The organism is Phenylobacterium sp. J367 (assembly GCF_024699985.1).
GTDB lineage: Bacteria > Pseudomonadota > Alphaproteobacteria > Caulobacterales > Caulobacteraceae > Phenylobacterium.
Genome location: NZ_JAJONA010000002.1, coordinates 48,635 through 71,939 on the forward strand (window position 1 = coordinate 48,635; position 23,305 = coordinate 71,939).

The 23,305-nt window shown below is 65.1% G+C and carries 26 protein-coding genes, 2 tRNA genes and 1 pseudogene; 17 read left to right on the forward strand and 12 right to left on the reverse strand.

What is annotated here, in order from left to right:
• Positions 1 to 49 precede the first annotated feature (49 nt).
• Entirely contained in the window at positions 50 to 1,939 is a 1,890-nt protein-coding gene (locus tag LRS04_RS25865) for a type IV secretory system conjugative DNA transfer family protein (RefSeq protein WP_257819318.1), read from the forward strand.
• 25 nt (positions 1,940 to 1,964) lie between these two features.
• Complete coding sequence (gene trbB, locus LRS04_RS25870; RefSeq protein ID WP_257819319.1) at positions 1,965 to 2,918, forward strand: P-type conjugative transfer ATPase TrbB; 954 nt, start codon at positions 1,965 to 1,967, stop codon at positions 2,916 to 2,918.
• Between the two features lie 16 nt (positions 2,919 to 2,934).
• Here the strand turns inward: trbB and LRS04_RS25875 are convergent, their stop codons facing one another.
• Positions 2,935 to 3,882, reverse strand: a complete 948-nt coding sequence (locus tag LRS04_RS25875; RefSeq protein ID WP_257819320.1) for a nucleotidyl transferase AbiEii/AbiGii toxin family protein — start codon at positions 3,880 to 3,882, stop codon at positions 2,935 to 2,937.
• Positions 3,872 to 4,468: a hypothetical protein gene (locus LRS04_RS25880; RefSeq protein ID WP_257819321.1), complete on the reverse strand. Its 597-nt coding sequence runs from the start codon at positions 4,466 to 4,468 to the stop codon at positions 3,872 to 3,874. Before LRS04_RS25880 ends, LRS04_RS25875 begins: the two co-directional genes overlap by 11 nt.
• Before the next feature lie 372 nt (positions 4,469 to 4,840).
• Between LRS04_RS25880 and qatA the strand changes: the two genes are divergently transcribed.
• The 7 genes from qatA (at position 4,841) to LRS04_RS25915 (ending at position 10,563) form a co-directional block, all read left to right on the forward strand.
• Positions 4,841 to 6,460 (forward strand): Qat anti-phage system ATPase QatA, encoded by a 1,620-nt coding sequence (gene qatA, locus LRS04_RS25885; protein WP_257819322.1) that lies wholly within the window; start codon positions 4,841 to 4,843, stop codon positions 6,458 to 6,460.
• Entirely contained in the window at positions 6,448 to 6,789 is a 342-nt protein-coding gene (locus tag LRS04_RS25890; RefSeq protein ID WP_257819323.1) for a hypothetical protein, read from the forward strand. Before qatA ends, LRS04_RS25890 begins: the two co-directional genes overlap by 13 nt.
• A gap of 74 nt (positions 6,790 to 6,863) precedes the next feature.
• Positions 6,864 to 7,328: a Qat anti-phage system associated protein QatB gene (qatB, locus tag LRS04_RS25895; RefSeq protein WP_257819324.1), complete on the forward strand. Its 465-nt coding sequence runs from the start codon at positions 6,864 to 6,866 to the stop codon at positions 7,326 to 7,328.
• Positions 7,329 to 7,360: 32 nt separating this feature from the next.
• Positions 7,361 to 7,615, forward strand: a complete 255-nt coding sequence (locus tag LRS04_RS25900) for a hypothetical protein (RefSeq protein ID WP_257819325.1) — start codon at positions 7,361 to 7,363, stop codon at positions 7,613 to 7,615.
• A 429-nt stretch (positions 7,616 to 8,044) separates the two neighbouring features.
• Positions 8,045 to 8,869: a Qat anti-phage system QueC-like protein QatC gene (qatC, locus tag LRS04_RS25905; RefSeq protein WP_257819326.1), complete on the forward strand. Its 825-nt coding sequence runs from the start codon at positions 8,045 to 8,047 to the stop codon at positions 8,867 to 8,869.
• A gap of 100 nt (positions 8,870 to 8,969) precedes the next feature.
• Complete coding sequence (qatD, locus tag LRS04_RS25910; RefSeq protein WP_257819327.1) at positions 8,970 to 9,791, forward strand: Qat anti-phage system TatD family nuclease QatD; 822 nt, start codon at positions 8,970 to 8,972, stop codon at positions 9,789 to 9,791.
• 79 nt (positions 9,792 to 9,870) lie between these two features.
• The gene (locus LRS04_RS25915) at positions 9,871 to 10,563 is read left to right on the forward strand and encodes a TIGR02391 family protein (RefSeq protein WP_257819328.1); all 693 of its coding nucleotides are present in this window, start codon (positions 9,871 to 9,873) and stop codon (positions 10,561 to 10,563) included.
• A gap of 165 nt (positions 10,564 to 10,728) precedes the next feature.
• Here LRS04_RS25915 and LRS04_RS25920 read toward each other — a convergent pair.
• The 7 genes and pseudogenes from LRS04_RS25920 to LRS04_RS25950 all read right to left on the reverse strand — a co-directional run bounded on the left by LRS04_RS25920 (position 10,729) and on the right by LRS04_RS25950 (position 15,204).
• A tRNA-OTHER gene (locus LRS04_RS25920) sits at positions 10,729 to 10,836 on the reverse strand.
• Positions 10,837 to 10,887: 51 nt separating this feature from the next.
• A tRNA-OTHER gene (locus tag LRS04_RS25925) sits at positions 10,888 to 10,993 on the reverse strand.
• Positions 10,994 to 11,001: 8 nt separating this feature from the next.
• Complete coding sequence (locus tag LRS04_RS25930) at positions 11,002 to 11,493, reverse strand: helix-turn-helix domain-containing protein (protein ID WP_257819329.1); 492 nt, start codon at positions 11,491 to 11,493, stop codon at positions 11,002 to 11,004.
• A gap of 225 nt (positions 11,494 to 11,718) precedes the next feature.
• Positions 11,719 to 13,080, reverse strand: coding sequence for a hypothetical protein (locus LRS04_RS25935; RefSeq protein ID WP_257819330.1), 1,362 nt, complete (start codon positions 13,078 to 13,080; stop codon positions 11,719 to 11,721).
• Positions 13,081 to 13,267: 187 nt separating this feature from the next.
• Positions 13,268 to 13,858: a GIY-YIG nuclease family protein gene (locus LRS04_RS25940; RefSeq protein ID WP_257819331.1), complete on the reverse strand. Its 591-nt coding sequence runs from the start codon at positions 13,856 to 13,858 to the stop codon at positions 13,268 to 13,270.
• Positions 13,855 to 15,038, reverse strand: a pseudogene (locus LRS04_RS25945) (DNA cytosine methyltransferase). The gene LRS04_RS25940 and the pseudogene LRS04_RS25945 overlap by 4 nt, the downstream one beginning before the upstream one ends.
• Positions 14,989 to 15,204, reverse strand: coding sequence for a hypothetical protein (locus tag LRS04_RS25950; protein WP_257819332.1), 216 nt, complete (start codon positions 15,202 to 15,204; stop codon positions 14,989 to 14,991). Before LRS04_RS25950 ends, LRS04_RS25945 begins: the two are co-directional and overlap by 50 nt.
• Positions 15,205 to 15,404: 200 nt before the next feature.
• On the opposite strand from LRS04_RS25950, the gene LRS04_RS25955 reads away from it, so the two are divergent.
• The 5 genes from LRS04_RS25955 to LRS04_RS25975 all read left to right on the forward strand — a co-directional run bounded on the left by LRS04_RS25955 (position 15,405) and on the right by LRS04_RS25975 (position 19,565).
• Entirely contained in the window at positions 15,405 to 16,565 is a 1,161-nt protein-coding gene (locus LRS04_RS25955) for a Shedu immune nuclease family protein (protein ID WP_257819333.1), read from the forward strand.
• Between the two features lie 98 nt (positions 16,566 to 16,663).
• Positions 16,664 to 17,137 (forward strand): hypothetical protein, encoded by a 474-nt coding sequence (locus tag LRS04_RS25960; RefSeq protein ID WP_257819334.1) that lies wholly within the window; start codon positions 16,664 to 16,666, stop codon positions 17,135 to 17,137.
• 332 nt (positions 17,138 to 17,469) lie between these two features.
• Positions 17,470 to 17,751, forward strand: coding sequence for a zf-TFIIB domain-containing protein (locus LRS04_RS25965; protein ID WP_374577663.1), 282 nt, complete (start codon positions 17,470 to 17,472; stop codon positions 17,749 to 17,751).
• 121 nt (positions 17,752 to 17,872) lie between these two features.
• The gene (locus tag LRS04_RS25970) at positions 17,873 to 18,532 is read left to right on the forward strand and encodes a Fe2+-dependent dioxygenase (RefSeq protein ID WP_257819336.1); all 660 of its coding nucleotides are present in this window, start codon (positions 17,873 to 17,875) and stop codon (positions 18,530 to 18,532) included.
• A gap of 271 nt (positions 18,533 to 18,803) precedes the next feature.
• Positions 18,804 to 19,565: a hypothetical protein gene (locus LRS04_RS25975; protein WP_257819337.1), complete on the forward strand. Its 762-nt coding sequence runs from the start codon at positions 18,804 to 18,806 to the stop codon at positions 19,563 to 19,565.
• A gap of 108 nt (positions 19,566 to 19,673) precedes the next feature.
• Here LRS04_RS25975 and LRS04_RS25980 read toward each other — a convergent pair whose 3' ends face one another.
• On the reverse strand, positions 19,674 to 20,324 hold the full coding sequence (locus LRS04_RS25980) for a phospholipase D-like domain-containing protein (protein WP_257819338.1): 651 nt from the start codon (positions 20,322 to 20,324) through the stop codon (positions 19,674 to 19,676).
• A gap of 130 nt (positions 20,325 to 20,454) precedes the next feature.
• Here LRS04_RS25980 and LRS04_RS25985 point away from each other — a divergent pair, with 130 nt between their 5' ends.
• The 3 genes from LRS04_RS25985 (at position 20,455) to LRS04_RS25995 (ending at position 21,949) form a co-directional block, all read left to right on the forward strand.
• The gene (locus LRS04_RS25985; protein ID WP_257819339.1) at positions 20,455 to 20,799 is read left to right on the forward strand and encodes a hypothetical protein; all 345 of its coding nucleotides are present in this window, start codon (positions 20,455 to 20,457) and stop codon (positions 20,797 to 20,799) included.
• Between the two features lie 421 nt (positions 20,800 to 21,220).
• Positions 21,221 to 21,466, forward strand: coding sequence for a hypothetical protein (locus tag LRS04_RS25990; protein ID WP_257819340.1), 246 nt, complete (start codon positions 21,221 to 21,223; stop codon positions 21,464 to 21,466).
• A 288-nt stretch (positions 21,467 to 21,754) separates the two neighbouring features.
• Positions 21,755 to 21,949 carry a GMC family oxidoreductase gene (locus LRS04_RS25995; protein WP_257819422.1) on the forward strand — a complete coding sequence of 65 codons (195 nt, stop codon included), beginning with the start codon at positions 21,755 to 21,757 and terminating at the stop codon, positions 21,947 to 21,949.
• 51 nt (positions 21,950 to 22,000) lie between these two features.
• On the opposite strand, the gene LRS04_RS26000 is transcribed toward LRS04_RS25995, so the two are convergent.
• Both LRS04_RS26000 and LRS04_RS26005 read right to left on the reverse strand, forming a co-directional pair.
• On the reverse strand, positions 22,001 to 22,180 hold the full coding sequence (locus LRS04_RS26000; RefSeq protein WP_257819341.1) for a hypothetical protein: 180 nt from the start codon (positions 22,178 to 22,180) through the stop codon (positions 22,001 to 22,003).
• A 252-nt stretch (positions 22,181 to 22,432) separates the two neighbouring features.
• Positions 22,433 to 22,882, reverse strand: coding sequence for a universal stress protein (locus LRS04_RS26005; RefSeq protein WP_257819342.1), 450 nt, complete (start codon positions 22,880 to 22,882; stop codon positions 22,433 to 22,435).
• Positions 22,883 to 23,305 lie beyond the last annotated feature (423 nt).

Sequence of the window (23,305 nt, forward strand, 5' to 3'; positions counted from 1 at the left end):
CTCTTGGGCCTCGCCTGGGCGACCCAGCAGGCCGCGCACGGACTGCACTATGCGGCCCGCGCTGGGCGCGGGCTGGGCCGATGTAGGGCCCGTTCGCCTCTACCGGCCGTGGGCGTTCGGCGAGTGGTATCTGACCCTTCAGCCGCGCTATCCGCGCCTGTTCGATGGCGCGGGCCTGGCAGGTCTCGCCGTGGCCCTCGCGCCGATCCTCTTGGTGGCGCTGGCGACCCGCGGCTCGGCGCGGTCGCCCAAGGCCTTTGGCCGGGACGCCTGGGCCGATCTGGCCGATGTCGCGCGGGCGAGACTGTTCGGGGCGGGCGGCCAGATCAGGGGCCGGGTGCTGGGGCGGTTCAAGGGTCGCTACCTGACCTATGGCGGTCCTGAGCATGCGATCATCGTCGGCGCCTCGCGCAGCGGGAAGGGGGCGGGCCATGTGGTGCCGACCCTGGTCGCCTGGCCGGAGAGCGCCTTCGTCTACGACCGCAAGGGCGAGCTTTGGCACATCACGGCGGATCACCGGAAGACGTTCAGCCACGTCTTCTACTTCGCGCCGACCGACCCCAACACGGTGCGCTGGAACCCGCTGTTCGAGGTTCGCAAGGGGCCGATGGAGATCGCCGACATCCAGAACGTCGTCGGCATCCTGGTCGACCCCTTGGGCCGCAAAGCCGGGGACCTCAATTTCTGGGACCAGAGCGCCACCGACTTCTTCACGGCGGTCATCTTGCATGTGCTCTACAGCGAGCCCGACGAGCGCAAGAACCTCGCCCAGGTTCGCCGGCTGCTGATCGACATCGAGCCGACGCTGCACGTCATGCTGCACACCCAGCATCGCCATCGGCCCGACTATCACGCGGCCGATGGGCTGGCGCGCGACGACGACAACGCGCCGATCCCCGAGATCCATCCCGAAGTGCGTTTGGGGGCCACGGCGCTCGCCGGCATGGACGAGCGGGTGAAGTCGAATGTGCTGGCCACCTGCCGGGCGTCGCTGTCGCTGTGGGCCGATCCCCTCGTGGAATACGCCACCAGCTGGTCCGACTTCTCGATCGGCGACCTGGTCTGCGCCGAGGCGCCAGTGACCTTCTACCTGATCACCCCGCAGGCCCATGCCGACCGCCTGGCGTTCCTGGTGCGGGTGTTCATCCGGCAGAGCGTGAACAGCCTGATGGAGCATGAGCATTATGACAGCCGTAGGCGGCGCAAGCGCCATCGGTTGCTGCTGCTGCTCGACGAGTTCCCCAAGCTCGGCAGCCTGCCGTTCCTGGAGAACGCCATGGGCGAAATGGCCGGCTACGGCCTGACCGCCCACCTGATCTGCCAGAGCTTCAACGACGTGTTCTCCAAGTACGGCGAGAAAACGCCGTTATTCGACAACATGCACATCACGGCGACCTTCGCGACCTCCGAGCCGACCAGCATCGAGAAAGTCACCCGGCGGGCCGGCAAGGCGCTGGAGATGCGGGAGAGCTACAGCGACCCGCGCAGCCTGTTTGGCCGGGCGCATCGGTCCACCTCGCAGTCGGAACAGCAACGCTACATTCTGTCTGAGGAGGACGTGCGCGGCCTCGATGACCGCAAGCAGTTCCTGTTCGTCAACAACACCAAACCGATCCTGGCGGACAAGATCCGCTACTACGAAGAGCCGTTCTTCAAGGCGCGCACGGGCGACTATTTCCACGGTGCGCCGGCGGCCTACGAGCAGCGGCCGGGGGCGGCGGACCTGCCTGGCCCCGCCAGCATCGATTGGCGTGGCGTCAGGGCCGTCTGTGCGCCGCCAGAGGCCTTCGCCGGCGTCCGTGTGCCCAAGCCCCGCTACAGCGGCGCTGGGGGGCCTGTGGAGGCCCCGGGCGCACCGGAGGCGGTGTTGGCCGCCGACTACCTCACCATGGCCCCTGTCGCGGCTCTACGGCCCGATGACGACGATGGCAGCCTTTGAACCCCTTCATTTCCGTGAGCGCCCCATGACCGAACGCCATCCTGTTATTCTCGACCGCAAGGTCGCTGCGCTCCGGCAAGCCATGGGACCGGTCATCGCTCAGGCTCTGGCCGACCGCATGGTGGTCGAGGTGATGGTCAATCCAGACGGCAAGATCTGGATCGACCGGATCGGGGAGGGGCGCTCGTGGACGGGCGAGCATCTGGCGGCCGCCGACTCTGACCGGATCCTGCGGCTCCTGGCCGACCACGCAGGCGAAGTGGTCACCCGAGACCGGCCCCGGGTCAGTGCGACCCTGCCTGAGACCGGGGAACGGTTCCAAGGCGCCTTCATGCCGGTTGTGGCGCGGCCCGCCTTTGCGATCCGCAAGCGGCCCGAGGTGGTGTTCACCCTTGGCGACTATGTGGACGGCGGCATGATGAGCGCCGGCCAGGCCGAAATCATCCGGGCCTCGGCCGTTGCGCGGGAGAATTTGCTGATCGTGGGCGGCACGGGGTCGGGCAAGACTACGCTGGCCAACGCCATCCTGGCCGAGCCGGCTTTCGCCGGCGACCGGGTCGTGCTGATCGAGGATACGGCCGAACTGCAGTGCTCGGCGGCCGACCAGGTCCAGATGCTGACCAAGCGTACCGAGCCCGCGGTGACCATGACCGACCTGGTGCGCGACACCCTGCGTCTGCGGCCTGACCGGATTGTCATCGGCGAGGTCCGGGACGGCTCGGCGCTGGATCTGCTGAAGGCCTGGAACACCGGCCATCCGGGGGGCTTGGCCACGCTTCACGCCAATAGCGCGGCGGAAGGCCTTAGCCGGCTGGAAGACCTGATCGGCGAAGTGACCCAGCGCATCCCGCACCGCGCCATCGGTCAGGCGATCGACCTAGTCATCCATATCACCCGCACCCCTGGCGGCCGCCGGGTCACGGAGATCATGCGTGTGACCGGGTGGGGGGAGGGCGGCTACGAACTGCAGGCCGCGTAGGCCGGCGTGTGGACGGTCAGAGCCGCGGCGCCCACTCTGCGATCTTGGCCAGGATCTCGTCGAAGTCCGGCTGACCCCGGAAATAGAGAGCGCTTGAGGCCGCATAGGCCTTCTTGAGTTTCTGGCGGACGTCGGGGTCGCTCAGGACGAAGGCCTCGTTCTCGGCGATGACGGGGTTATCGGCCCTGGGAAACCGCTTGGCCTTGTGGTCGAGGTAGGCCTGCGTGCCGATGAACGCCTGGACGGCGGGGTCCTGGAGCAGCGAATAGACGTCGTAGTAGTGGCGCATGAAGTTGGGCGGGAACGCGCCGGTGTCCTGCTGCTGGCGGAATTTGGTCGAGATGGCCTGCAGCTTTTCGACGAGGGTGTGGCCGGGGTGGTAGCAGGCGACGCCCAGGGCGCGGTTGTCGGTGATCTCGACCCGGCTAGCGGCGTAGTCATAGGCCCAGGAACTGATGTCTCGCGCCTCGTTGGGCGCGACGTCGTCGAAGCCGACCTCCAGCAAGACCCCGTCCTTCAGGCCCTCGACCGATCCGTTGATGCTGGCATAGGCGAGGCGGATTCCGGCGCTGCGATAGTGCCGGGTGTCATCGAACGCCGTATCGCGCTCGACCGCGGTGATTCCGTCGATGACGATGGTTTGCGCGAGGTGATCGTAGAAGTCCTTGCGGCTCTGGACGTGTGCCGGCTTGTCGTGGTTGCGGCCGGTCATCACCGGCGGGTTGGCCGGCGGTTCGATGCGGATGTCGATGTCTTCCGAGAACCGGCTGATCAGGCCGTAGCCCTTGGACAGCGAGGTGCCGCCCTTCAGCTCGAAGGTCAGGCCCAGCTGCTGCAGGCCGTAGAGGCTCTGCATGATCCAATAGTCCTTCTCGACCAGGGCCGGGGCGATGCCCTGGTCGTCGGCGACGATCCGGATCAGGTCGGCGAATTGCGGATGGTGGTGCAGGAGGTCAGGCGGCATCCTGCATCCCGACCTCGGCCAGAGCGCGGGCGAAGAACTTCTTGGCCCGTTCAGAACCGTAGGTCTGGGCGGCCTTCTTCACGCGGCCCCGGTCGCCGGCGGCCAAACGCGCCTTGACGCGCTCGAGCACCTCGTACGCGCTTTCCCCAAGCTGGTCGAGGTTGTTGACCAGGTCCACCAGCAGAAATTCCGGGCTGAGCTTCTTGGGGAAGGCCGGCTTCATGCGGAAGTCATAGGTGCGGCCGCCCAGGGTGAACTTGCCGTGGCGCTTATGGTTGTAGACCACAGTCCTATTCTGCAGCTGGGTCGTGCCGACGCCGAGCATGTTGTAGGCGTTCGGCGACGCCAGCAGGAATGGGCCGCCCTTCAGGAAGGTCGACACCAGGGTGTCGTCCTCGGGCGGCGCCTTGCCGAAGGGGGTCTGCTTGGGCGCATAGTAGAGGCCGCCGGCGAGCTTGGTCAGCACGCCGGCCTGCACGGCTTCCTTGAGGTGGCGGTCGACCGCCGTCGACCACTGGGCCAAGTCCGCCCGGCGGTAGGTCTGCCCGGGACGGAGCTTGGCCTTGAACTGGTCGAACTTGCTCATGGCTGCAATCTAGGCCTCCGGGGTGATTTTGCAAGGAATGTCATTAAAAATCCATGCAATCTGTGACGAGGTGAAGGTCTGGAAAGGGGCGGTTCCCGATGGGGGGACGGGAAAGTTTTCCCCTGCGGCTGAGCCCAAGTCTCGTCCGACCCCTTCTGCAGGGACACCCCGCAACGCCCCGGATACGGAGAGTGGCCGGCGCGCGTCCTGGTCCCGCCGCTGACGCGGCTCCTACGGGGCGGCCCCCTTCGAGCGCCTAGCCGGTCAATCCCGTCTTCTGGACAGTTTCCGCTGCGAATGTTTAGGTTTCGTCTTTCGACACAACGCGGGGAAGCGCATCGCCGACCCTTAAGGGACCGGTGAGCTTTCACGATGACTGCACCGCCGGAAACGCTTTTTCTCAGCGACCAGGAGACCGCGGTCGATCTCCTCTATTACGAGGCGGTCGCGCGGACCGTTGTGCGACTTATCCGTCAGAGCGCCAGCGTGCCCGTAACCATCGGCGTCCACGGCGACTGGGGGGCGGGCAAGTCGAGCGTCCTGAAGATGACGGCCCAGGCCTTCGAGGGCGAGAAGCGGATCGTGACCCTGTGGTTCAACGGCTGGGTGTTCGAGGGCTTCGAGGACGCCAAGACCGTCGTCATAGAGACGCTGGTCGCCGAATTGCGGCGGGCGCGTCCGACCTCCACCAAGGTCGCTGAAGCGGCGAAGAAGGTGTTGAAGCGGGTAGACTGGCTCAAGGTCGCCCAAAAGGCCGGCGGGCTGGCGTTTACGGCGACGACGGGTATCCCGTCGCCCGACCTCCTGAAGAGCCTCTATGACGGCCTTTCCGGATTGGTCGCCAACCCCGGGCAGATGCTCAACGCGGAGAACCTGAAAGCGGTGACCGAGCAGGCCGGCGGCCTGCTGAGGGCGGCGGAGTCGTCATCAGAGACGGTCCCGGATCAGATGCATGCCTTCCGCGAGGAATTCGATGCGCTGTTGGACGCCGCCGATATCGATCAGCTGGTGGTGCTGATCGACGATCTCGACCGCTGCCTACCCGAAACTGCGATCTCGACGCTCGAAGCGATCCGGCTCTTCCTGTTCGTCCCGCGCACCGCCTTCGTCATCGCCGCCGACGAGGCGATGATCGAATATTCCGTGCGCCGCCATTTCCCCGATCTACCGGCCAGTTCCGGGCCAATGACCTATGCGCGCAACTATCTCGAAAAGCTGATCCAGGTCCCGTTCCGCATTCCCGCGCTCGGCCTGGCCGAGACACGGGCTTACGTCACCTTGCTCCTGACGCAGCGCGCCCTGGGCGAGGGGGCGGCGCCGTTCCAGGCGCTGTTGGCCGCGGCGCGCGAGGACCTGCGGCGGCCGTGGGCCAGCCGTGGCCTCGACCGCAAGGCGGTCCAGACGGCGCTCTCCGGCGTCATTCCCCAGCCGGTCGAGGAGGCTTTGCGCATTAGCGCGCAAGTGACGCGGCTGCTGACCGACGGGACGCGTGGCAATCCGCGTCAGATCAAGCGCTTCCTCAATTCGATGGCGCTGCGCCGGGCGATCGCTGACGAGCGGGGCTTCGGCGAGGAGATCGAACTGCCGGTGCTCGCCAAGGTCATGCTCGCCGAGCGGTTCGCCCCCGACCTCTACGAGCAGCTCTCTCGCCTGGCGGCGACGGCTGCGAACGGCAAGGTCGCGGCGCTCGCCGTGCTTGAGGCCTCTTCCCCGGAAAGTGAAGCCGCCACCCCCTCGCGGAACGCGAAGACCAGCACGACGGCGGCGGAGCCTGAGGTTGAAGACTGGCTGAAGAGTGATTGGGCCAAGGGCTGGGCGGCGATCGAGCCGGCGCTCGCCGACATCGACCTGCGGCCCTATGTGTTCGTGACCCGCGACAAGCGAAGCTTCTTCGCCGGCGTGATCGCCGCCGATCACCTGGAAGCCCTGGTGGAGCGTCTGAGCGGCTCTGCCATGGCCGCCCGGTCGGCCGAGGGGAGGTGGCGCGCCTGAACGATGCGGAGGCCGAACAGGTGTTCGACGCTCTGCAGTCGCGGATCCTATCGGCCGAGAAACTAACCAGCGCGCCAGCGGGCGTGCCGGGACTGGCGCTTCTCGCGCGTCTGCGCCCGCCCCTGCAGCGGCGGCTTCTCGGCTTCCTGCAGGGCCTTCCCGTCGACAGCGTCGGCGGTTGGGCGGTCACCAGCTGGGGCGGCGCGTTCGTCGAGCCCGGGATCGTCAGCGAATTCGCCAGCCTGCAGCAGACCTGGGCGACGAGCGCGACCAGCGCCGGCCTCAAAGCGGCGGCGGTGGCCTCTTCGAAACTCAAACGGGCCACCTGATGGGGACCTCCAGCAGTTATGGCGGGCCTCAAATCGGGTTGATCCCCAGTTGGGTAGACGACCCCGCCACGGGCGTGGCCGCACCCGAGACGGCTCCCGTCGACCCCGCGGCGGCGTCCGGTCCGCCGCGCATCACGCCGGACCTCAGCGGCGCGGGATCGTTCCGCAGCGCCCGGATCGCCTTCAACCAGTTTGCGCGCACGGGCAACCGAGACGCACTCGCCCGGGGCGTCTCCCGTTACGTGCGCGATGGCGTCGGCGGCAGCGGGCGGGCCGCGCGCCGGATGGGCGAAGCACGCGCGGCCGCCGGCCGGCTCCTCGGGGTCGTTCGCGACGTCGCGCGGGATGGGGCCGCCGAGGCGTTGCGGCGGGTCGATCTGGCCGGTCTGGCCGGCCGCCCCGCCGAGGACGTGCTGCTCTCCCTCCTGGAAGTGATCTGCCCGCCGGGAGGCTCGCTCGACGAAGCGATCGCCAGACAGGGGATGCTGGAGGCGATCGACAGCTTGGCTGAGGAAGGGCTGGGCGCTTCGATACGCTGACCGCGGGCCAGCTCGAAGAGTTCTTCCTCGATGTGGTCGCCCGCACCATCGAAGCCCGGATTCTCAACGACATCGGAATTAAGGGCGTGAGTATTCCCGACGATGTCGGGGCGATCGACAGGCTGCAGGCGCAGCTGCACGATTTCGTCGCCGGCACAGTGCGTGGCGAACTGGCGGGCCGGCTCAGCGGTGTCGAAAGCCTAAGTGATCGCGCGGTCGTCGGCGCGGCGAACGGCATCTACGAGGCGGCGTTCGAGATGTTGGCCATCCTGGGAGACGACGCATGAGACCCCACAGCGTCGTGTGCCGACTCGGCGACCGGGACCGCGCGCGGATTCCCGCCGCCGCGGGGGTTCAGCAGACGGAGATCTCTTTCATCGCGGCGGATCGCCGGCTGGATTTCGGCCTGGGCCATGCGCTCGATCAATTGGCGGCGGTGGGTCTGCGGCCCAGCGAGATCGCCGTTGACCTTGGTGTGCTGGCGGCGACCCTCACCGCCGCCGACACGCGGATCAATCGGCGCTCGGAATCGCAGGATGGCTGGACGCGTGAGATCACCCTCGAAGTCCCTGTCTCCGACCCGGCGCTGTGGACATCGGTAGAAGACTTGGTGGTCCGCATGCTCAATTTCCTCACCGGCGACCGGTGGGGATTGCGTTTCCGCGCGCGGCCGGCGGGGCTGAAACGCCTCGCGCCGGCGCCGACCTCGGCTTGCGATGTATCGCCCGCCGGACGTCTGCCTGTTTTCGGGCGGCCTCGACAGTTTCATCGGCGCCATCGACCTGCTGGCCGGCGGCCGTGCGCCCCTGTTCGTCAGCCACTACTGGGATGGGGTAACGAGCGCCCATCAAACCTATTGCGGCAACCGGCTGGAGAAACATTACCCCAAGGCGGGATTCATGCACCTTCGGGCGCGCGTCGGCTTCCCAACCGACGCCGTCGCCGGTTCGGGCGTCGAGAACTCGCTTCGCGGCCGCTCCTTCCTATTCTTCGCCCTCGCGGCCCTAGCCGCGGACGCGATCAAGGATGATGTGACGATCCACGTGCCCGAGAACGGGCTCATCTCCCTGAACGTACCACTCGACCCCCTGCGGCTTGGATCCCTCAGCACCCGCACGACGCATCCCTTTTACATGGCGCGATGGAATGAGCTCCTCCGCCGGTTGGGCATCAAGGCAAACCTCAACAACCGCTACCGCCACCAGACCAAGGGCGAGATGGTCGCCGGTTGCGCCGATCGCGCCTTCCTCGAACGCACCGCGAAGGGGACGATGTCCTGCAGCTCGCCGGCCAAGGCGCGCTGGTCCGGCGCCCCGCCGCAGCACTGTGGCCATTGCGTTCCCTGCCTGATCCGTCGCGCTGCCCTGGTCGCCGGACTGGGCACGGATAACACCACCTATACCCTGCAAGATCTGCGCGCCGCCCGCTCGACGCGGCGAAGGCGGAAGGCGAGCACGTCCGGTCGTTCCAGCTGGCGATCGCCCGGCATAGGGCGCGGCCCGGGTCCGCGCGGTTTCGTATCCATCAGCCCGGCCCGCTGAACGACGCGCCGGCTGAGCTTGGCGCCTATGAACAGGTCTATGTGAACGGCCTGAACGAAGTGGGGGCACTGCTGGCCGGGGTTGTGGCAAGGCCCCTCTGATGACGATCGCGACGCCGAAGCTGATCGACCTGCATTGCCACCTCGACCTCTACCCTGATCATGAGGCCCTGATCGCCGAGTGCGACCGGGACCAGGTGGCGACCCTGGCGGTGACGACTACGCCCAAGGCGTGGCGGCGGAACGTGGAGCTCGCTAGCCGGTCCACCCACGTGCGGGTGGCCTTGGGCCTCCATCCGCAGGTGGTGGCTGAGCGCAAGTCGGAGATCGCGCTTTGGGAGCAGCTCCTGCCCGAAGCCACTTATGTCGGGGAGGTCGGCCTCGACGCCGGCCCGCGGTTCTATCGATCCTTCGACGACCAGAAGGCGGTCTTCGAGCGTGTCCTTCGCGCCAGCGCGGAAGCCGGCGGGAAGATCCTCACCGTCCACAGCGTCCGGGCGGTTGGCCAGGTGCTCGATCACCTTGAGCGGCACCTGCCGCCGGACCGGGGCAGGGTGGTCCTGCACTGGTTCACCGGCTCGAAGTCCGAAGCCCGGCGCGCGGCCGCTTTCGGTTACTACTTCTCGATCAACGCCCAGATGCTGATCCAACCGCGTCACCGCGAGATCGTGGCGGGCCTGCCGCTGGACCGCTTGCTCACGGAGACCGATGGCCCGTTCACCCAGGCCGACGGTCGGCCCTCGCGCCCGTCCGATGTCGCCCTGATGCTGCCTGATCTCGCGCGGCTGCGCGGCGTCACGACGGAGACCCTGCATCGCACGCTCGTGGAGAACCTGCGGGGCCTTGTGACCCCGACGATCGCAGACGTTCGGCCATCGACGGGAAGGGGAGGGGATGGCCGTATTTTCACAGATCGAGGTTGAAGGGATCGCGGCCGCAATGGGGGACACGGCCATCGGCCTCAGCGGCAGCGAGATCGGTCACATCCTCAGCACCCTGAAGATGGCCGATCCCGACCCGACTGCCACGAAGCGACATCGCCTCCTTGCGGCTTTCGCGGCGGATCAGAATCGCCGCCAGAAGCGCACCGGCATCCTGGAATTCATCCGGCGCGCCATGGCGCCTGCCCGTTGGCTCGGCAAACGCGACGGCTACGAGCCCCTTCGTCTGCGACTGAACGAGGCGCTCGCGTTCATGGGCTTGGAGGTGGACGCCGCCGGAACGCTATCCACGGCCAAGGTTGCGGCGACCATATCCGAGGCGGAGAAGCGGGCGCGGGATCTCAGAGCTGATCTCCTTCGGCGAAACATCCATCCAGACGTCCTGGCCTTCTGCCGCCCGGAGTGGCTGGCCGAGAACTACTTCCACGCCGTCTTGGAGGCGGTGAAGAGCGTCGGCGACAAGCTGCGCACCCGGACGGGGTTGACGGACGATGGCGCCACCCTGGTCAATCGCGCCCTCGGCGGCGACGCGCCGATGCTGGCCATCAACGCTCGCCGCACCAAGAGCGAGCAGGACGAGCAGCGCGGCTTCGCCAATCTCGTGATCGGGACGTTCGGCATGTTCCGCAATCCGACCGCCCACGAGGCGAGGATCCGTTGGGACATGAGTCTCGAGGATGCTGAGGACCTGCTCTCGCTGGTGTCGCTGATCCATCGCCGGCTGGACGCGGCGGTAATGCCCCCGCGCCCCTGAAGCCGAGGAGGGACCGCGAGTCCAAGCAAGGGCCGAGCGTTTGGGAAGCGTTTGTCTTCAACCTCGCAAAGACTGGCAGGGGCCGGCGAGATCCCTACGCCGCCCCATCGGATCTTCATTTTTGGGTGCCGCCGGCCGGCCGTTCGACGGGTTGGCAGCGTTGGCGCGCGACGGCGGGACTTGAACCCGCGACCTTCCTGCCCATACATCTGGCGTGCGACCGACCAAGTGCATGTCGAAAACAGGAGCTCTATCCGGCTGAGCTACGTCGCGATCTCTTGGAGGGGAGGGTGTCCGGCCCTCCCCATCGACTGTGAATTTGGCTCGCGGCGGCGGGACTCGAACCCGCGACCTCCCTGCCCATGACCTGGCGTGCGACCGACCAGTGCATGTCGAAAACAGGGGCTCTATCCAACTGAGCTACGCCGCGATGGGGGGTTACTCCGACTTGACCAGCTTGAGCTTGGGCTTCGGCGCGCCCTTGCGGGTGGCCTTGATCCTGGCGATCTCCACCTTCTCGGCGATCTCGGCGATCTTCTCTTCGGCGAACGGCCGAGCCGCCTCGATCAGACCCTCCAGGTGGTAGATGTTGGTCTTGCTGCCGGTGCTGGTTTCGCGCCGCTCTTCACGGCGGATGTAGCCAGCCCCTTCCATCTTGGCGATCCGCCGTTGGATGGTGCGGGGGTCGACGTCCATCGCCAGGGCGATCGTGCCCTTCGAGGGGTGCGGCTTGCCTTCCGCCTTCCACCACTTCGACGCAAGGTGAAGGATGATGTTCACATCGATGGCGTCGAGGCCGAGCTGCTTCTGGTTCTCGATGATGACGCTGGGGAAGACGGTCCAACCGGCGTCCATCAGCGGCTTCGACCATTTCTTCTCGTTCGTGCGCAACTCCGCCTCGGCGGACTTGCCTTCTTCTTTTGCGCTCATGGCGGCGGCTCCGATCTGTTGAAACCGATATGAGGCGCCGACGGCCCCGCCGCAACTTTGAGGGGGGAGGCACGTGGGTCACCCCCCACCATGGGTCTATGAATGGTACGCGGGGAATGCGGGATGCCGGAATACAGTTTGGCCGGACGTCCTGATTCTGTAGGGTGCCCGGGTCCACCCACTGGGAGACACTAAGGTCGCCGCCTGGGAGACACACCTGCCCCCCTAGGGAGGCCCGTGTGTCCGGCGGAGGGGCCAAGAAAAATGACCGACACCCGGTTTTACTCCGCTCAGGGCGGCAATCCTAGCCCAACTCTTCGGCCTGGCCCCAGACATCTCTCTGGAACTTGTCGCCAACGGCGAGACTAGCCATCCAGGGGCGGCCCATTCCAGACCGACCTGGGGAATTGACCGCGTTCCAGCGCCATATCGAAAAGGTCGTGCAGGGCGTTCAGAAATCTCGCCGGCGTCCGCAGGTTCTGCGACACCACATGCAGACCGGGGTAGTCGATCAGCATGATCGGCAGCTGCAGTTCGTCGACCATGGCGAGAACCGGTTCGCTGTTGGCGACCTGGTCGTGGTCGAACATCTCGCGGACCACGATCAGCCCGAGCAGCTGGCGTCCGGCTAACGGAACGCCGATCGGCTCTGGTCGGCCGGCGATGACGACGCCGTCGGTCTCCCTGGGCATAGACCAAGGCCCGCTTCAGCTGCTTGGTCGCCTTTTTGATCTGGTTTTGGATCGTCAACCGCTTGCGATCCATCGTTCGGCCGAGCGACACGGCGGTGTTGGGGCTGTCTTTTGCCTCGATGAACAGCATCACCTTGTTGGTGGCGACCATCACATCACTGAGTTCCTTGCCGGTGTCAGCTCTGAAGGGGTTGAGGTAGATGCTCTCGGCCGGGAAAACTCGACCGAGCATCATGGCGATATCCCGCTCCTGGGGCGGACCAGGATCCTCCCGGACGAGCTCTGAGATCGCAGGGTGTTGGTGTGCATCCCGGAAGGCGTAGGCCTCTGGCCTGGTGTCATAGAGCACCAGGTCATCGGGATAGAGCCGCTCGCCGAGCGTCAGCGTGAAGGCCGCCTGGTCGTCAGCGTCGTCCCGAATGGCGAACCGCTGGGCCAGCCTTTCCGCCAGGGCGCCATAGGTCTCCAGGTCGAACGGCCCGAACGCTGCGGCGGCGACCTCGCGTTGAAACCGACCGGCCGCCGTGTTGCAGACCCGCACACCCATCAGCTCTCGGTCGTGTTCGTCGAAGAAGTAGACGTCGAATTCGGCTTGGCCCAGCGCAGCCGTGACGTCCGCCAACAGCTCGTCGCCATCGAAGAGGGCGGTGACCACGGTGAGAGGCTCGTCATGGTCGTCGAAAGACGCGGTCACGATCCCCAGATGGCGGTCCGTCTGATCCGGATCGCTGAACAGATAGACTTTCAGTTCGCCGCGGAGTCGCGCGGCCAGGATCGCTTCCTTGGTCACCTTGAGGACCAAAGCGACGGAGCCGTCCGGCCACTTCACCGGCATCACGCCGTACCGAAGCTGGCGCAGGTCGGGCAGAAGATTAGGGTGGTCGGTCGATAACATGTTTCCACCCCCGGCGCAGACGGCCGCCAGGGCGGCGAGACCCGACGTGCCTTAGACCTCTTCGCCTTCGGCTTCCTCAGCCACCGACGCAGCTCCGCCCAGGGCCTCGTAGCGCCTGGCGGAAAGCCATTGCAGGCGTTTGGCCTGTGTCAGCAGAACCCGCCGCAAACCGCCCTGGACCTTTCGTTCAGAAATCACCTGGGCAAGTCGAGAAATGATCAGCGCGCGTCGGGCGATGCGAAAATCGGGATGAGAGCGAAGCTCGAAGACGCGCTCGGAGACGATGCGGCCTCGAAACGAAGGCGGCGCCTGGACCGCGAGGGGCGCCAGGCGGCGGGTCCTTCTCGTTGAGGATAGCCTTGAACTGTGATCCCTCGACCGCGCGTTCGGTGATCAGCCGCTCCAGCGCGTCTAGGTGCTGGCGGGCGGCCTGGTCGGCGCGGTTCGAGTCCTGGAACTGGGGGAGGGGCCAAACTTCGATCTCGAACACCTCGAAGGGGTCGAGCACCGACATGGCTACGGCGTCGGTCCGTTGGTTGGTCAGATGGCGGCGGATGCGAGTCCGCAGCCGTTCGTTGGTTTGGCCGACGTAGATCGGCTCGCCGTCATAGTCGAAGAAGGCGTAGACGCCCCAACGGTAGTTGCCGACGAATGGCTGAGCGCCGGACGGATCGTCGAACGGCGTATCGAGGAATGTCGTCAGGTTCGTCCGCAGATCCTCGGTCTCGAACGGCGGAAAGTTGACCGCATCGGGGTCGCGTTGGGACAAGTCGGTCACGCGACCTCGCGTGCCTCGCGCGCCTCGGCCAGCAGCGGTTCGAACACATGCTTCGCCAGGTGGCGCACGACGTCGACGACGACGCCGTCGCCGGTCAGGTGGTAGGCCTCGTTGTAGTTCTTGGGCAGCTTGTAGTCGTCGGGCAGGCCCATCAGCCGGGCCGTCTCGCGCGTTGAGATCAGGCGCGAGCGGATCTTCTTGCCGTCGATGACCAGAATGACCTGCCGGCTGGACCCGCCGGCCGGAGTCCGCAGGCAGCCGGACACATCGTCGAACCTTACCTCGGCCCGCTGCACCTTCGCGCCACGCTCATCAAGGCGGGTTCGGTTGTAGACGCCGCCGACCATGCGGCGGCCCGCGCGCACGGCGGCGGCGACCTTGGCTCGGTTCACCGGAGACATCTTTGCCAACAGGCGGTCGGTCTCGGCTGGCGTGTGCCAAGCGACGCTCGTCGGATTTTCCTCGATCTCGTCGGCGAAGGTCCGAACCCGGTGAACCGGCGTCGGAACGTTCCACCAGAGCATTCCGCCTCGTAGCGCCGTCGGAAGCGCTTCGACGGCGCTGCGCAGGCCACGGGTATGGAAGGGGTCCAGCGGCTCGGGCGACAACAGCGCCGGGTCGATCGGCACATCGGCGCGCACGCCGATGACAAACAACCGCGGCCGCGACTGAGGAACGAACAGGTCCGCGTTGATCACCAGGGCGCCGCAGCGGTAGCCCGCCTGGGCGAACGTCCGGCAGATCGCCTCGAAATCCTTGCCGCCGTGTGAGGTCAGCGTCCCGCACACATTCTCCAGGGCGATCAGCTTCGGCGCCCGGCCTTCGGCCTTGAGCGCCCGGACCACGTCCCAGAAGGGGTAGAAGGTGCCTGACCGCTCCCCTTCAGCCCGGCGCCGATACCGGCAAGCGACAGGTCTTGGCACGGGAACGAGCCCCACATCAGGTCGGCGACGCCGGGCAGATCGGCGGGGGTGACCTCGCGGATGTCAGCTACCTTCAGCTCGTCCGAGCCGAAATTGGCCTGGTAGGTGAGGCCCTTCTTGAAGTCGAAGTCGTTGGCGAAAAGGCAGGTCCACTCGGGGCCCAGGCCCTTTCGCGCCATGCCGCCGCCAGCGAAAAATTCATAGAACTCAGACATGGGCGCGGCGCTCAACGTCTTGGAGTAGGGCGCCCTTGCCATCGCGGGCCAGTTTTTCCTCGATCGCTTCAGCGATCCAGGTGTTGCGGGAGATGTTGCCTGGCCGGCCCGCGCAGGCCGCGTCAATCGCGGTGAACGTCTCGCCGGCCAGGCGCAGATTGATGCGGTCCAGACTGCGGACCGTCGCGGTTTTCGAATCGGAATTCATGGAGCCAGGGTGGCGCCTGCGTGGCGCCACGTCGAGCAATGTTTCTCGTTTTGTTCGCGGCGCGTGATATGCTCTATCGCGATGGCCGGAGAGCTGACTCGCCAGTCGCAAGTTCTTGAACGAGACGCGCGTCAGACAATAAATGAAGGCCGAGGAATACCTGCTGAGGAGCCAGGATGGGCCAACGGGGAGGCTGCCAAATGGTGCAGGACGTTGACGAGCGTGACATCCACTACGGCCGGAAGGAAGGTTGGTCCTATCCGAGCAGAGCCTTTGGTCTGCCCGAACAGCGGATGCGGATCGTCACTCAAGCTATCGACACCGACAGGGGCCTTCGGTCAGCCAAAATAAAAGACGAGGTTGTCCTCCGCGTTACCCCAGGCGAACGCTACGAAATCAAAGCAACCTTGGTCGAGACGGATCGATCGGTCCAGGTTCTCACTATTCAGAAGTATAACGCGCGCAGCGGTCCATCCGACAAATTCCACTTCAGCTTCTTGCCGCATGAAGTCGAACGGCTGGTCGAATTTCTTATCGGCCTTCAATCGATCAATTTGGAGTCACCTGAGAAGGCGCGCATATCCCCGGAAACCCTGCGCCGTTTGATATCCGATCGCGCAGATGCGCTCCGTGTTTACGAGGCCAACCCGGACGTGTTGTCGGAAATCGTCCAGAACAAATTCACGAAGCACGATCTCGTCGCTGTCGGTTATCGACGCGAGCAGTTGAACCGCTTCAAGCGGCTTCTGGAGGACGCGAGCTTCTTTGCGGCGGAGCAGCAGCGGCTAAGCCTAAATCCCGAGGCCCTGTGGCAGCAGTTCTTCACCGGCAACAGTTGGATCTTCGGTTACGGCCTTTGCTACCAATTCCTGACGCCGCTATCCGACCGCGACCCGGAGCAGGTGGTCCTCGGCGCCAGTATTGCGGAACGCGGCAAGCGCGCAGACGCGCTCCTCAAAACCCGCGGGCAGATCAGCTCACTGTGCTACGTCGAGATCAAGCGGCATGACGAGCCGCTGCTAGGCCGGGAATATCGCCCAGGCGCATGGCAGCCTTCGAGCGAAATCAGCGGAGGCGTCGCCCAGGCCCAAGCGACGGTCATGGCCGCGGCCCAAGCGTTTCGGCAAAAATTCGAGCCCAAGGACGCCGAAGGAAATCCGACAGGGGAGGTGCTGTTCAACGTCGAGCCGAAGTCGTTCCTCGTCGTCGGCACGCTCCAGCAATTCCGGACGCCTGCCGGGGTAAATGAGTCGAAGCTTCGGTCCTTCGAGACATTTCGCCGAAACACTCGCCACCCGGAAATCATCACCTTTGACGAGCTGTACGAGCGCGCCCGTTTCATAGTCGGTGACGACGAATAGGGATGCTGCGTCCTGCAGGCCATGGGCTGCGTCCGGATTTGACGTCGGCTTCCGGTGACATGGCCGAATCGAGCTAACCTGTCCCGCGAGACCGTGGAATGAATGGCGACGCCAAATCCAAACTAGCTGAAGTGCTCGAACGCCGAGCGCGGGACAAAGCCGCTGCGGCGGTCGAGCAACTGGCCCGCGTGGCTGCGGAGTCCCAGAAAGAAGCTCATCGCGAGGCTATTCGCCGGCGGTGGACTCTCGCCAAGGAAGAGATCGGTGCGGCCGTCGATGCCGTGAACGCCGAGATTGCGGCCACAGGCATGTCGTTGTCTTGGTCGGAAAAGCCTCGAGGCGACGACCACGCTGGGCTGGCGCAGCTTTTCATCACTCTCGAAGAAGAGGGCTACACCAAGGAGCGGCAGGTTGTTTTTAACGTGTCGGCACTTGGTCTGGTCCAGCCCGTTACCCTCATTCCTCACACCGGCCGGAAGATCCCCGACTTCAAGATCGATGAGGTCGCTCCGGATCACTACGAGGGAGTGATCGTCGATTTCATCGACCAGTGTGTTTCGAAAAAGCCGTAGACCTACGGGCTGTCGCGCGACTGGGCGGCGGGCAGTCTGTCCACACCGGTGACATTACTAAATGGCGGCTACATACATTTTGCGCCTAATATATCTTATCAGAAATAACCGATATATTTCAATGGCTTACCCAACGCCTGGAATAAGCATTATCGGAAATCCACGGCGTCGGCATCGACATGCGGTCGGTTGCGGGTATTCATGATACACGTCCGTGATCAGCGTCATGTCCGCTTCTCATGCGACTTAGCTGGTGAACTTCGCTCTTATGCGAATGACTTCACCGGAGGAACCCCATGCCGCTTCTTCTCTGTCCTAATGACAACGGCTCTATGACGACCGTTGAACGCGGCGGCGTACAGTTTGATATGTGCCCAACGTGCCGAGGGGTTTGGCTCGATCGCGGGGAGCTGGAGAAGCTCATGGCCGTAGCGACCGAGGAAGGCGCGTCCAGATCCACTCACCGTCCAGCCCCGCCCTCGCCGCCCACGCCAACGGCGCGGCCTTGGCCGTCCGGTCCTGGCGAATTCGGGGAGCGCGGCGAATTCGGAGAACGGGGAGAGTTCGGCCACGGGCGCGCGAGGAAGCGCTCGATATTCGATATTTTTGACTGAATGCGATCGCGGACGAGAGGAGAGTCGCCTACGGGCGGTTCAAGATTTCCCCTTCGAGCAATCGAACCGCCGAAAGCCCCGACCACATGGCGGAGCGTTTTCGATCCCGAGCAGGTGCGGCATGATTTTCGAAGGCGTGCTGACGCCAGATGAACTGGCTCATATCTCAGCCAGTTTAGCCCGTGTGTCCTTCCGCGACGGCCGGGCGACGGCGGGCTCCAGCGCGCGGAAGGTGAAGTTGAACGAACAGGCGCGAGGAGACGATCCGCTTGTGTTGGAGTTGGCGCGCGGCATCAGAGGAGCGCTGGAAGGTCGATCGGAATTCCAGACCGCGGTAAGGCCCGTTCGCTGGTCCGGTCTCATCTTCTCCCGATATTCGGAGGGACACCGATATGGCCTGCATACAGACGACGCCGCCGCCTACGATGAGCACGGTTTTCCGCTTCGAACTGATGTGAGTTTCACCGTCTTCCTCTCCGATCCATCGACCTACGAAGGTGGTGAGCTCCGGATCATGGGTCCACTTGGCGACAGCAGCTTCAAGCCGCCCGCCGGTGCGGCGGTTATCTATCCGACTGGGTTCCTACATGAGGTAACGGCCATAACTCGGGGGACTAGATCGGCGTGTGTGGGGTGGGCCCAAAGTGCCATTCGCAGTGCCGACCAGCGCGAGCTCCTCTTCGATCTGGCGTGCGCGCGTCGTGAAACACCTGACGGGCACGGACGCCTGCTTCTCGACAAGGGGATCAGCAATCTCATCCGGATGTGGGCGGAACCTTAGCGCCTGGTCGCCGTACCGGGACGTCTCCACCAGCGATCGAGCTTCTCCAAGATGATGCGTTAAATCGCGTCGACCTACCCTGATATCTGAGGTCTAAGCCACTTGCTGTTCGATTGCGATCCAGTGCATTTCAAGAACTCATCTGGGGGCTCACTACAACGCATCCCTCACGGCCTTGCCTTCGCTCCTTGCGCGCTCACCTGAAGGCGATGGCCCCGGCATCACGGCGGGGCGAACAGCGGGCTCGAAGCCCCGCAAGAGGAGCAGTTTCATGGCCGGCAGCTTTCACCTCCATCTATCGACCCTTTCCCCTTCTGAACCAGACGCCGTCATCCAGCGCGCGGTTGACCTAGCCCACCGGCTAAAGGCGGAGCTCGAGGTGACGGTCTCGGTGATCGACGTGGTCCCGATGGCCTATGCGGTGCCGCCGCATTTCGCGGCATCGATGGTGGCCCTCAAATCCGACAGCCGGGCGCGGGGTGAAGAGCTGGTGGCCATGGTGCGCGAGGTTTGCACGCGGCTCGGCGTGCGCCACACCGTATCGAGCTACATAGCCAGTCAGCGCTCCAATCCACGCCTCGCGGTGATCGCCCGTACCCACGACCTCAGCGTCGCCGGCCTCGACGACGGCGACGGCGATGGACGTAGGGCGGTGGAAAACCTGGCGTTCGGCAGCGGACGTCCGGTGCTTGTTCTCCCCTGGCGTCAGGAGAAGCCTGTTTCGCTGGGCAAGGTCTTCGTGGCCTGGGACCACAGCGAGGCGGCGGCCCGGACCATGGCGTTCGCCCTGCCCCTGCTCAAACTGGCGCAGTCGGTGGACGTGGTCAGCATCGACGCTGGCAAGGCCGCCAGCGTGCCCGAAGGCGTCGGGTTGGCCGCAGACTATCTCAAGCGCCACGGCGTGGCCGCCACGCCGAGGACGCTCTGGGCGGACGGACGCAAACTCGGCATCCAGCTCATGGAAACGGCGGTCGCCGACAAGGCGGGTCTCCTGGTGATGGGGCCTACGGCACGCCAAAGGCCCAGGAGCTGATCTTCGGCGGCGTCACCCGCACGGCGCTCGAGCAGCCGCTACTGCCCCTGCTCATCGCCAACTGATGACGGGCCGCGGCCGCTGGCGGTAGCCGAGCAGCCGCGGCTTTCATCTACCCAAGGTCCGACGGCCGAGCAGACGCCAGTTTTCCTCGACATTTCGCGGATCTCCGAGACGGAGCGAGGCGATAACCCTCTCGAGCGGCGTGGGGGAGGCGCGCAAGGGTGTAAGCCGCGCGTTTGGGCTGAGGTCCAGAGCCGCTGTCAGGCTGCCAGTCTCGGTCTCCAGCGCGGCGAGGCGCGCGGACGGCATCTCCAGGAAGTGGCTGATCAGTTCGTTCCGCAGCTCCCGAACGCCCTGTCGCCCTGAAATATCGGTGGCCGTCACCGCGACCTCGAGCTCGCTGTCGAACGCCTCGGCGCGGTTGTTCAAGTTGGCGGAGCCAACACACACCACCTCATCGTCGAAGATCGCCACTTTCGAATGAACAAGGATAGGCGCGCGCCCCGTGGTCCGGGGTCCAAGGGCGCGGAAGCGGCGGTTGCGGTCAGCACGCTGGAGGCGTTCGAGGAGAGGTGCTCGCGCTGTGTCCATTGTCATACGATCGAACCAGCTTGGCGACTGGAGGGTGCTGATCAACACGATCTCTGGCCCATTTGGCTCTTGCAGGCGCTTGGCGAGAGCTTCGCAGAGCTCGTGAGAGGTGAAGTACTGGTTCTCGAGGAAGATGAGACGGCTCGCCTGCGCGATGCACTCCAATCGCAGCGCGTGGATCTCCCGCCACGGCTTGGCGGGTCTTCGTGCGCGGGTATGTGCGGGCGATCCGAACCTGTGAGTTCACAAGCGCGGGCGGTCGCGGTGACGGCCAGGGCGGCTTGGGCGCCGGCGGATGGACCGGCAGCGCTTCGCCACAGGCGGCCTTCCATCGCTCTCGGAAGACGTCACCGAGCGCAGCCGCCGCTGCGCCATCCACAAGCGCCATCACCTCGTGGCGCGGCAGATGATGCACGAAGTGCGGCAGCAGGCGCCGGGGCTCCTTATGCAGGTGGTGGTGCGTGTCCCATCGTCCAGGCACGATGTCGCCCCCGCCGCAGAAGGCGAGGGCGTCGTCGATGACCGCCAGCTTTTGATGGTGGCACGCGCCGAGCGGAATAGAGCCGTCCAGCTCAAAGCGGATCCGGGTTCCAGCGAACCAGCGCCTTGCCCTCTGCGGGTAGCCGCTATGGGCTGCTGAAATCATGAAGGTCGTGTCCCAGACCAGGATCCGGATATCCAGATCGGGCTTGGCGTTCGCGAGACGGATTAGGACGTGCCCGATTTCGTCGGGATCATCCGGTCCTTCGTTACCATCGGGCGCAAGGCGCGTCCGGGGATCGAAGCTCCATCCCAGAACATAGACCGACTTCTGCGCGACCTCGATCGCGTTCGCTAGCGCTTGGTAGTAGGCTTCGGTGTCGATCAGGAGCCCGACGCGAGGGGGTTGTGGCTTCATTCTGCGCACACTCGTCGCGGCGAGGGACGAAGCTCATCTCGGGCAGAACTTCGCGGGCTCACTGCCGTCAGCGCGCCCGCCAAACCATACGGACGCGGAGTGCCAAGCCATGCGCCGACTGCCAGTAATGTTGTCTAACTCCGTAAACGCCAGATCCCAGCGCATGACCCTGACCGATCGACAATCGGGTGCGCGGGAGGGCGCGATCTACGATGCTGCCATGAAGTTTATGCGTAGAGATAGAACCACGCTTAAGCTCGGCCGCCAATCCTTCAAGGGGCGAGCTTACACAGGAGACCTGGGTTCATTTGCGGCGCCGGGACGGGTGGAGGCGGATGTCTGCGTCGTCGAGGCGGGCGCACCGGATAGGCCGTCGCGCGAGCATTATCCGATCGTGGCCGTCACGTGATCCTGCTCGAAAGCGGCGGGTTCGACTTCAATGCGGCGGTTCAGGAGCCCTGCCGCGGAGAGCCGGATGGAAGTCCCCCTTGCTCGGCGGGGCCAATTGAACATGCCCGTCGTGCGATAGGACTGCCGGTTGAACGATCTCGACAAGCGCGCCGTGAAGGTTGCGATGCTCGTGCTCAATAGGAGCTCAGCCGGCTAGACCTTGGCAGTGCGGCGCTGGCTTCATGGCTGGAGGACGCCACGAGAAGTTGGAATTTGACCCGCTGATTTCGAAGAATCCCATCGCGGGCTGCCCCCATATGGGGCCACTCGCATGTCCGAAACACCGGAGACCGGGATGATCGACCCTAACGGCAGGGTGCACGGGATCTCCAATCTTTATGTCGCCGGCAGTTCGGTGTTCCCTACAGCAGGTTGGGCGAACCCCACGCTGACCATCATGGCTCTGAGCCTACCTCTTGCGCACCATCTCGCACGGTCATGACGCCAGCGATCATAACGCCGCGCCCGCGGCCGGAGCCTTGCGTTGGCGCCTTCAGCGTTGAACGGTCTGGGACAACCGCCGGAGATGTTCAAGGCGCGCGGCGATGAGGCGCTCCCGGTCAGTCAGCGCACAGACCCTGACGGGTGACGGCTGGGGCAGGATCAGTTCTGCTGCGACAGCCGCCTTGATGCGCCCAATGACGCCTTTGAGGCGATGCAGTTCCACACTCATCGGCAGTACTCCCTGCTGCGTCTCATCTGCTTAACGCTTTCACCCCACTTACCTGCATTGAGTTCGGCCGATAGTTCTGATGAGTTCGGCACATTATGCACTGTCGGACTCTCGATTGGGCCCTCCATGTACCCGTCGAGGCCAATAGGCTGCAGCCATTCGCTGTCGAATGCCGGCCGGAGGCCGGGGACGGCGGAAGAACTCGCGCCGACCCTGCGAGCCTCGATGTGGTCGGCCATGAGCAATCGTGCATCAGCCTTGGGAAGGGTCCGGCGGCACCACCAGAACAGGCGCGGAGCTGCGTGCCACGACCTCGGCTGTTTGGCTGCCCAGGATGAGGCGGCGGAAACCACGCCGCCCATGCGAGGCCATCACGATCAGATCGCAGCCACGGCTCTTAGCGGTTTCGACGATTGCGTCGGCCGGCTGCGCTTTCGGGACATGCAGCGTCTCGACGTTCAAGGCGGCAGCCTCGGCTTGCTTGCGCAGCGCGAGCAGCAGAGCAGCGGCCGTCTTCGCCTGGTACTCGTCGTAGTCCGCCATGGCGGAAGCTGCGTTCCAGCCCCCTTCAGCGCCGACGTAGAGGATCAGCGGCTCTGAAACCGTGATGATCGTGATCTTGGCGCCAAGCCGTGTGGCAAGATCGATCCCCTTTTCGACCCCCTTTGCAGCGATCTCGGACCCGTCGGTCGGCAGCAGCATATGAGTAAACACGGTGTGTCCTCGTTCATGAGCTCCACATTCGGGGAAGAGGCTGCTCAGTCTGCCCCGCCCCCGCGTTTGCTCGCCAGTGTACGCCTCGACCAGCAGCCGGCATTACGCACGCCGCACGACTACGTGCATTGAAGCTCTACAACAACGATCCGAACAAACATGACTGTCAAGGTGGCGGCCCTCCGGTTGCTTGCTGACGGCCCTTGTGGAAATGTCGGCGGCGGCGGCGGCCCTCACCGGCCCCGCCTGCGGTCGAACACGACGCCTGGCGTCCGGTGACGGCTTGCGCTCGGCCCCGCGGCAGGCAACTCTGGCGGAGCGACGAGCGCAGCCGCGATGAGCCATGATGAGGACCACCCGTTCTGCCGAAACAGACGCCGCAGATCTCCCGCCTGAGCCGCCCGAGGTGGA

Coding starts and splice junctions, on each gene's coding strand:
- LRS04_RS25865 (WP_257819318.1), top strand. CDS start 50: ATGCGGCCCGCGCTGGGCGCGGGCTGGGCCGATGTAGGGCCCGTTCGC.
- trbB (WP_257819319.1), top strand. CDS start 1,965: ATGACCGAACGCCATCCTGTTATTCTCGACCGCAAGGTCGCTGCGCTC.
- LRS04_RS25875 (WP_257819320.1), bottom strand. CDS start 3,882: ATGCCGCCTGACCTCCTGCACCACCATCCGCAATTCGCCGACCTGATC.
- LRS04_RS25880 (WP_257819321.1), bottom strand. CDS start 4,468: ATGAGCAAGTTCGACCAGTTCAAGGCCAAGCTCCGTCCCGGGCAGACC.
- qatA (WP_257819322.1), top strand. CDS start 4,841: ATGACTGCACCGCCGGAAACGCTTTTTCTCAGCGACCAGGAGACCGCG.
- qatC (WP_257819326.1), top strand. CDS start 8,045: ATGTATCGCCCGCCGGACGTCTGCCTGTTTTCGGGCGGCCTCGACAGT.
- qatD (WP_257819327.1), top strand. CDS start 8,970: ATGACGATCGCGACGCCGAAGCTGATCGACCTGCATTGCCACCTCGAC.
- LRS04_RS25915 (WP_257819328.1), top strand. CDS start 9,871: ATGGCCGATCCCGACCCGACTGCCACGAAGCGACATCGCCTCCTTGCG.
- LRS04_RS25930 (WP_257819329.1), bottom strand. CDS start 11,493: ATGAGCGCAAAAGAAGAAGGCAAGTCCGCCGAGGCGGAGTTGCGCACG.
- LRS04_RS25935 (WP_257819330.1), bottom strand. CDS start 13,080: ATGTTATCGACCGACCACCCTAATCTTCTGCCCGACCTGCGCCAGCTT.
- LRS04_RS25950 (WP_257819332.1), bottom strand. CDS start 15,204: ATGAATTCCGATTCGAAAACCGCGACGGTCCGCAGTCTGGACCGCATC.
- LRS04_RS25955 (WP_257819333.1), top strand. CDS start 15,405: ATGGTGCAGGACGTTGACGAGCGTGACATCCACTACGGCCGGAAGGAA.
- LRS04_RS25960 (WP_257819334.1), top strand. CDS start 16,664: ATGAATGGCGACGCCAAATCCAAACTAGCTGAAGTGCTCGAACGCCGA.
- LRS04_RS25965 (WP_374577663.1), top strand. CDS start 17,470: ATGACGACCGTTGAACGCGGCGGCGTACAGTTTGATATGTGCCCAACG.
- LRS04_RS25970 (WP_257819336.1), top strand. CDS start 17,873: ATGATTTTCGAAGGCGTGCTGACGCCAGATGAACTGGCTCATATCTCA.
- LRS04_RS25975 (WP_257819337.1), top strand. CDS start 18,804: ATGGCCGGCAGCTTTCACCTCCATCTATCGACCCTTTCCCCTTCTGAA.
- LRS04_RS25985 (WP_257819339.1), top strand. CDS start 20,455: ATGGACCGGCAGCGCTTCGCCACAGGCGGCCTTCCATCGCTCTCGGAA.
- LRS04_RS25990 (WP_257819340.1), top strand. CDS start 21,221: ATGACCCTGACCGATCGACAATCGGGTGCGCGGGAGGGCGCGATCTAC.
- LRS04_RS26000 (WP_257819341.1), bottom strand. CDS start 22,180: ATGAGTGTGGAACTGCATCGCCTCAAAGGCGTCATTGGGCGCATCAAG.
- LRS04_RS26005 (WP_257819342.1), bottom strand. CDS start 22,882: ATGCTGCTGCCGACCGACGGGTCCGAGATCGCTGCAAAGGGGGTCGAA.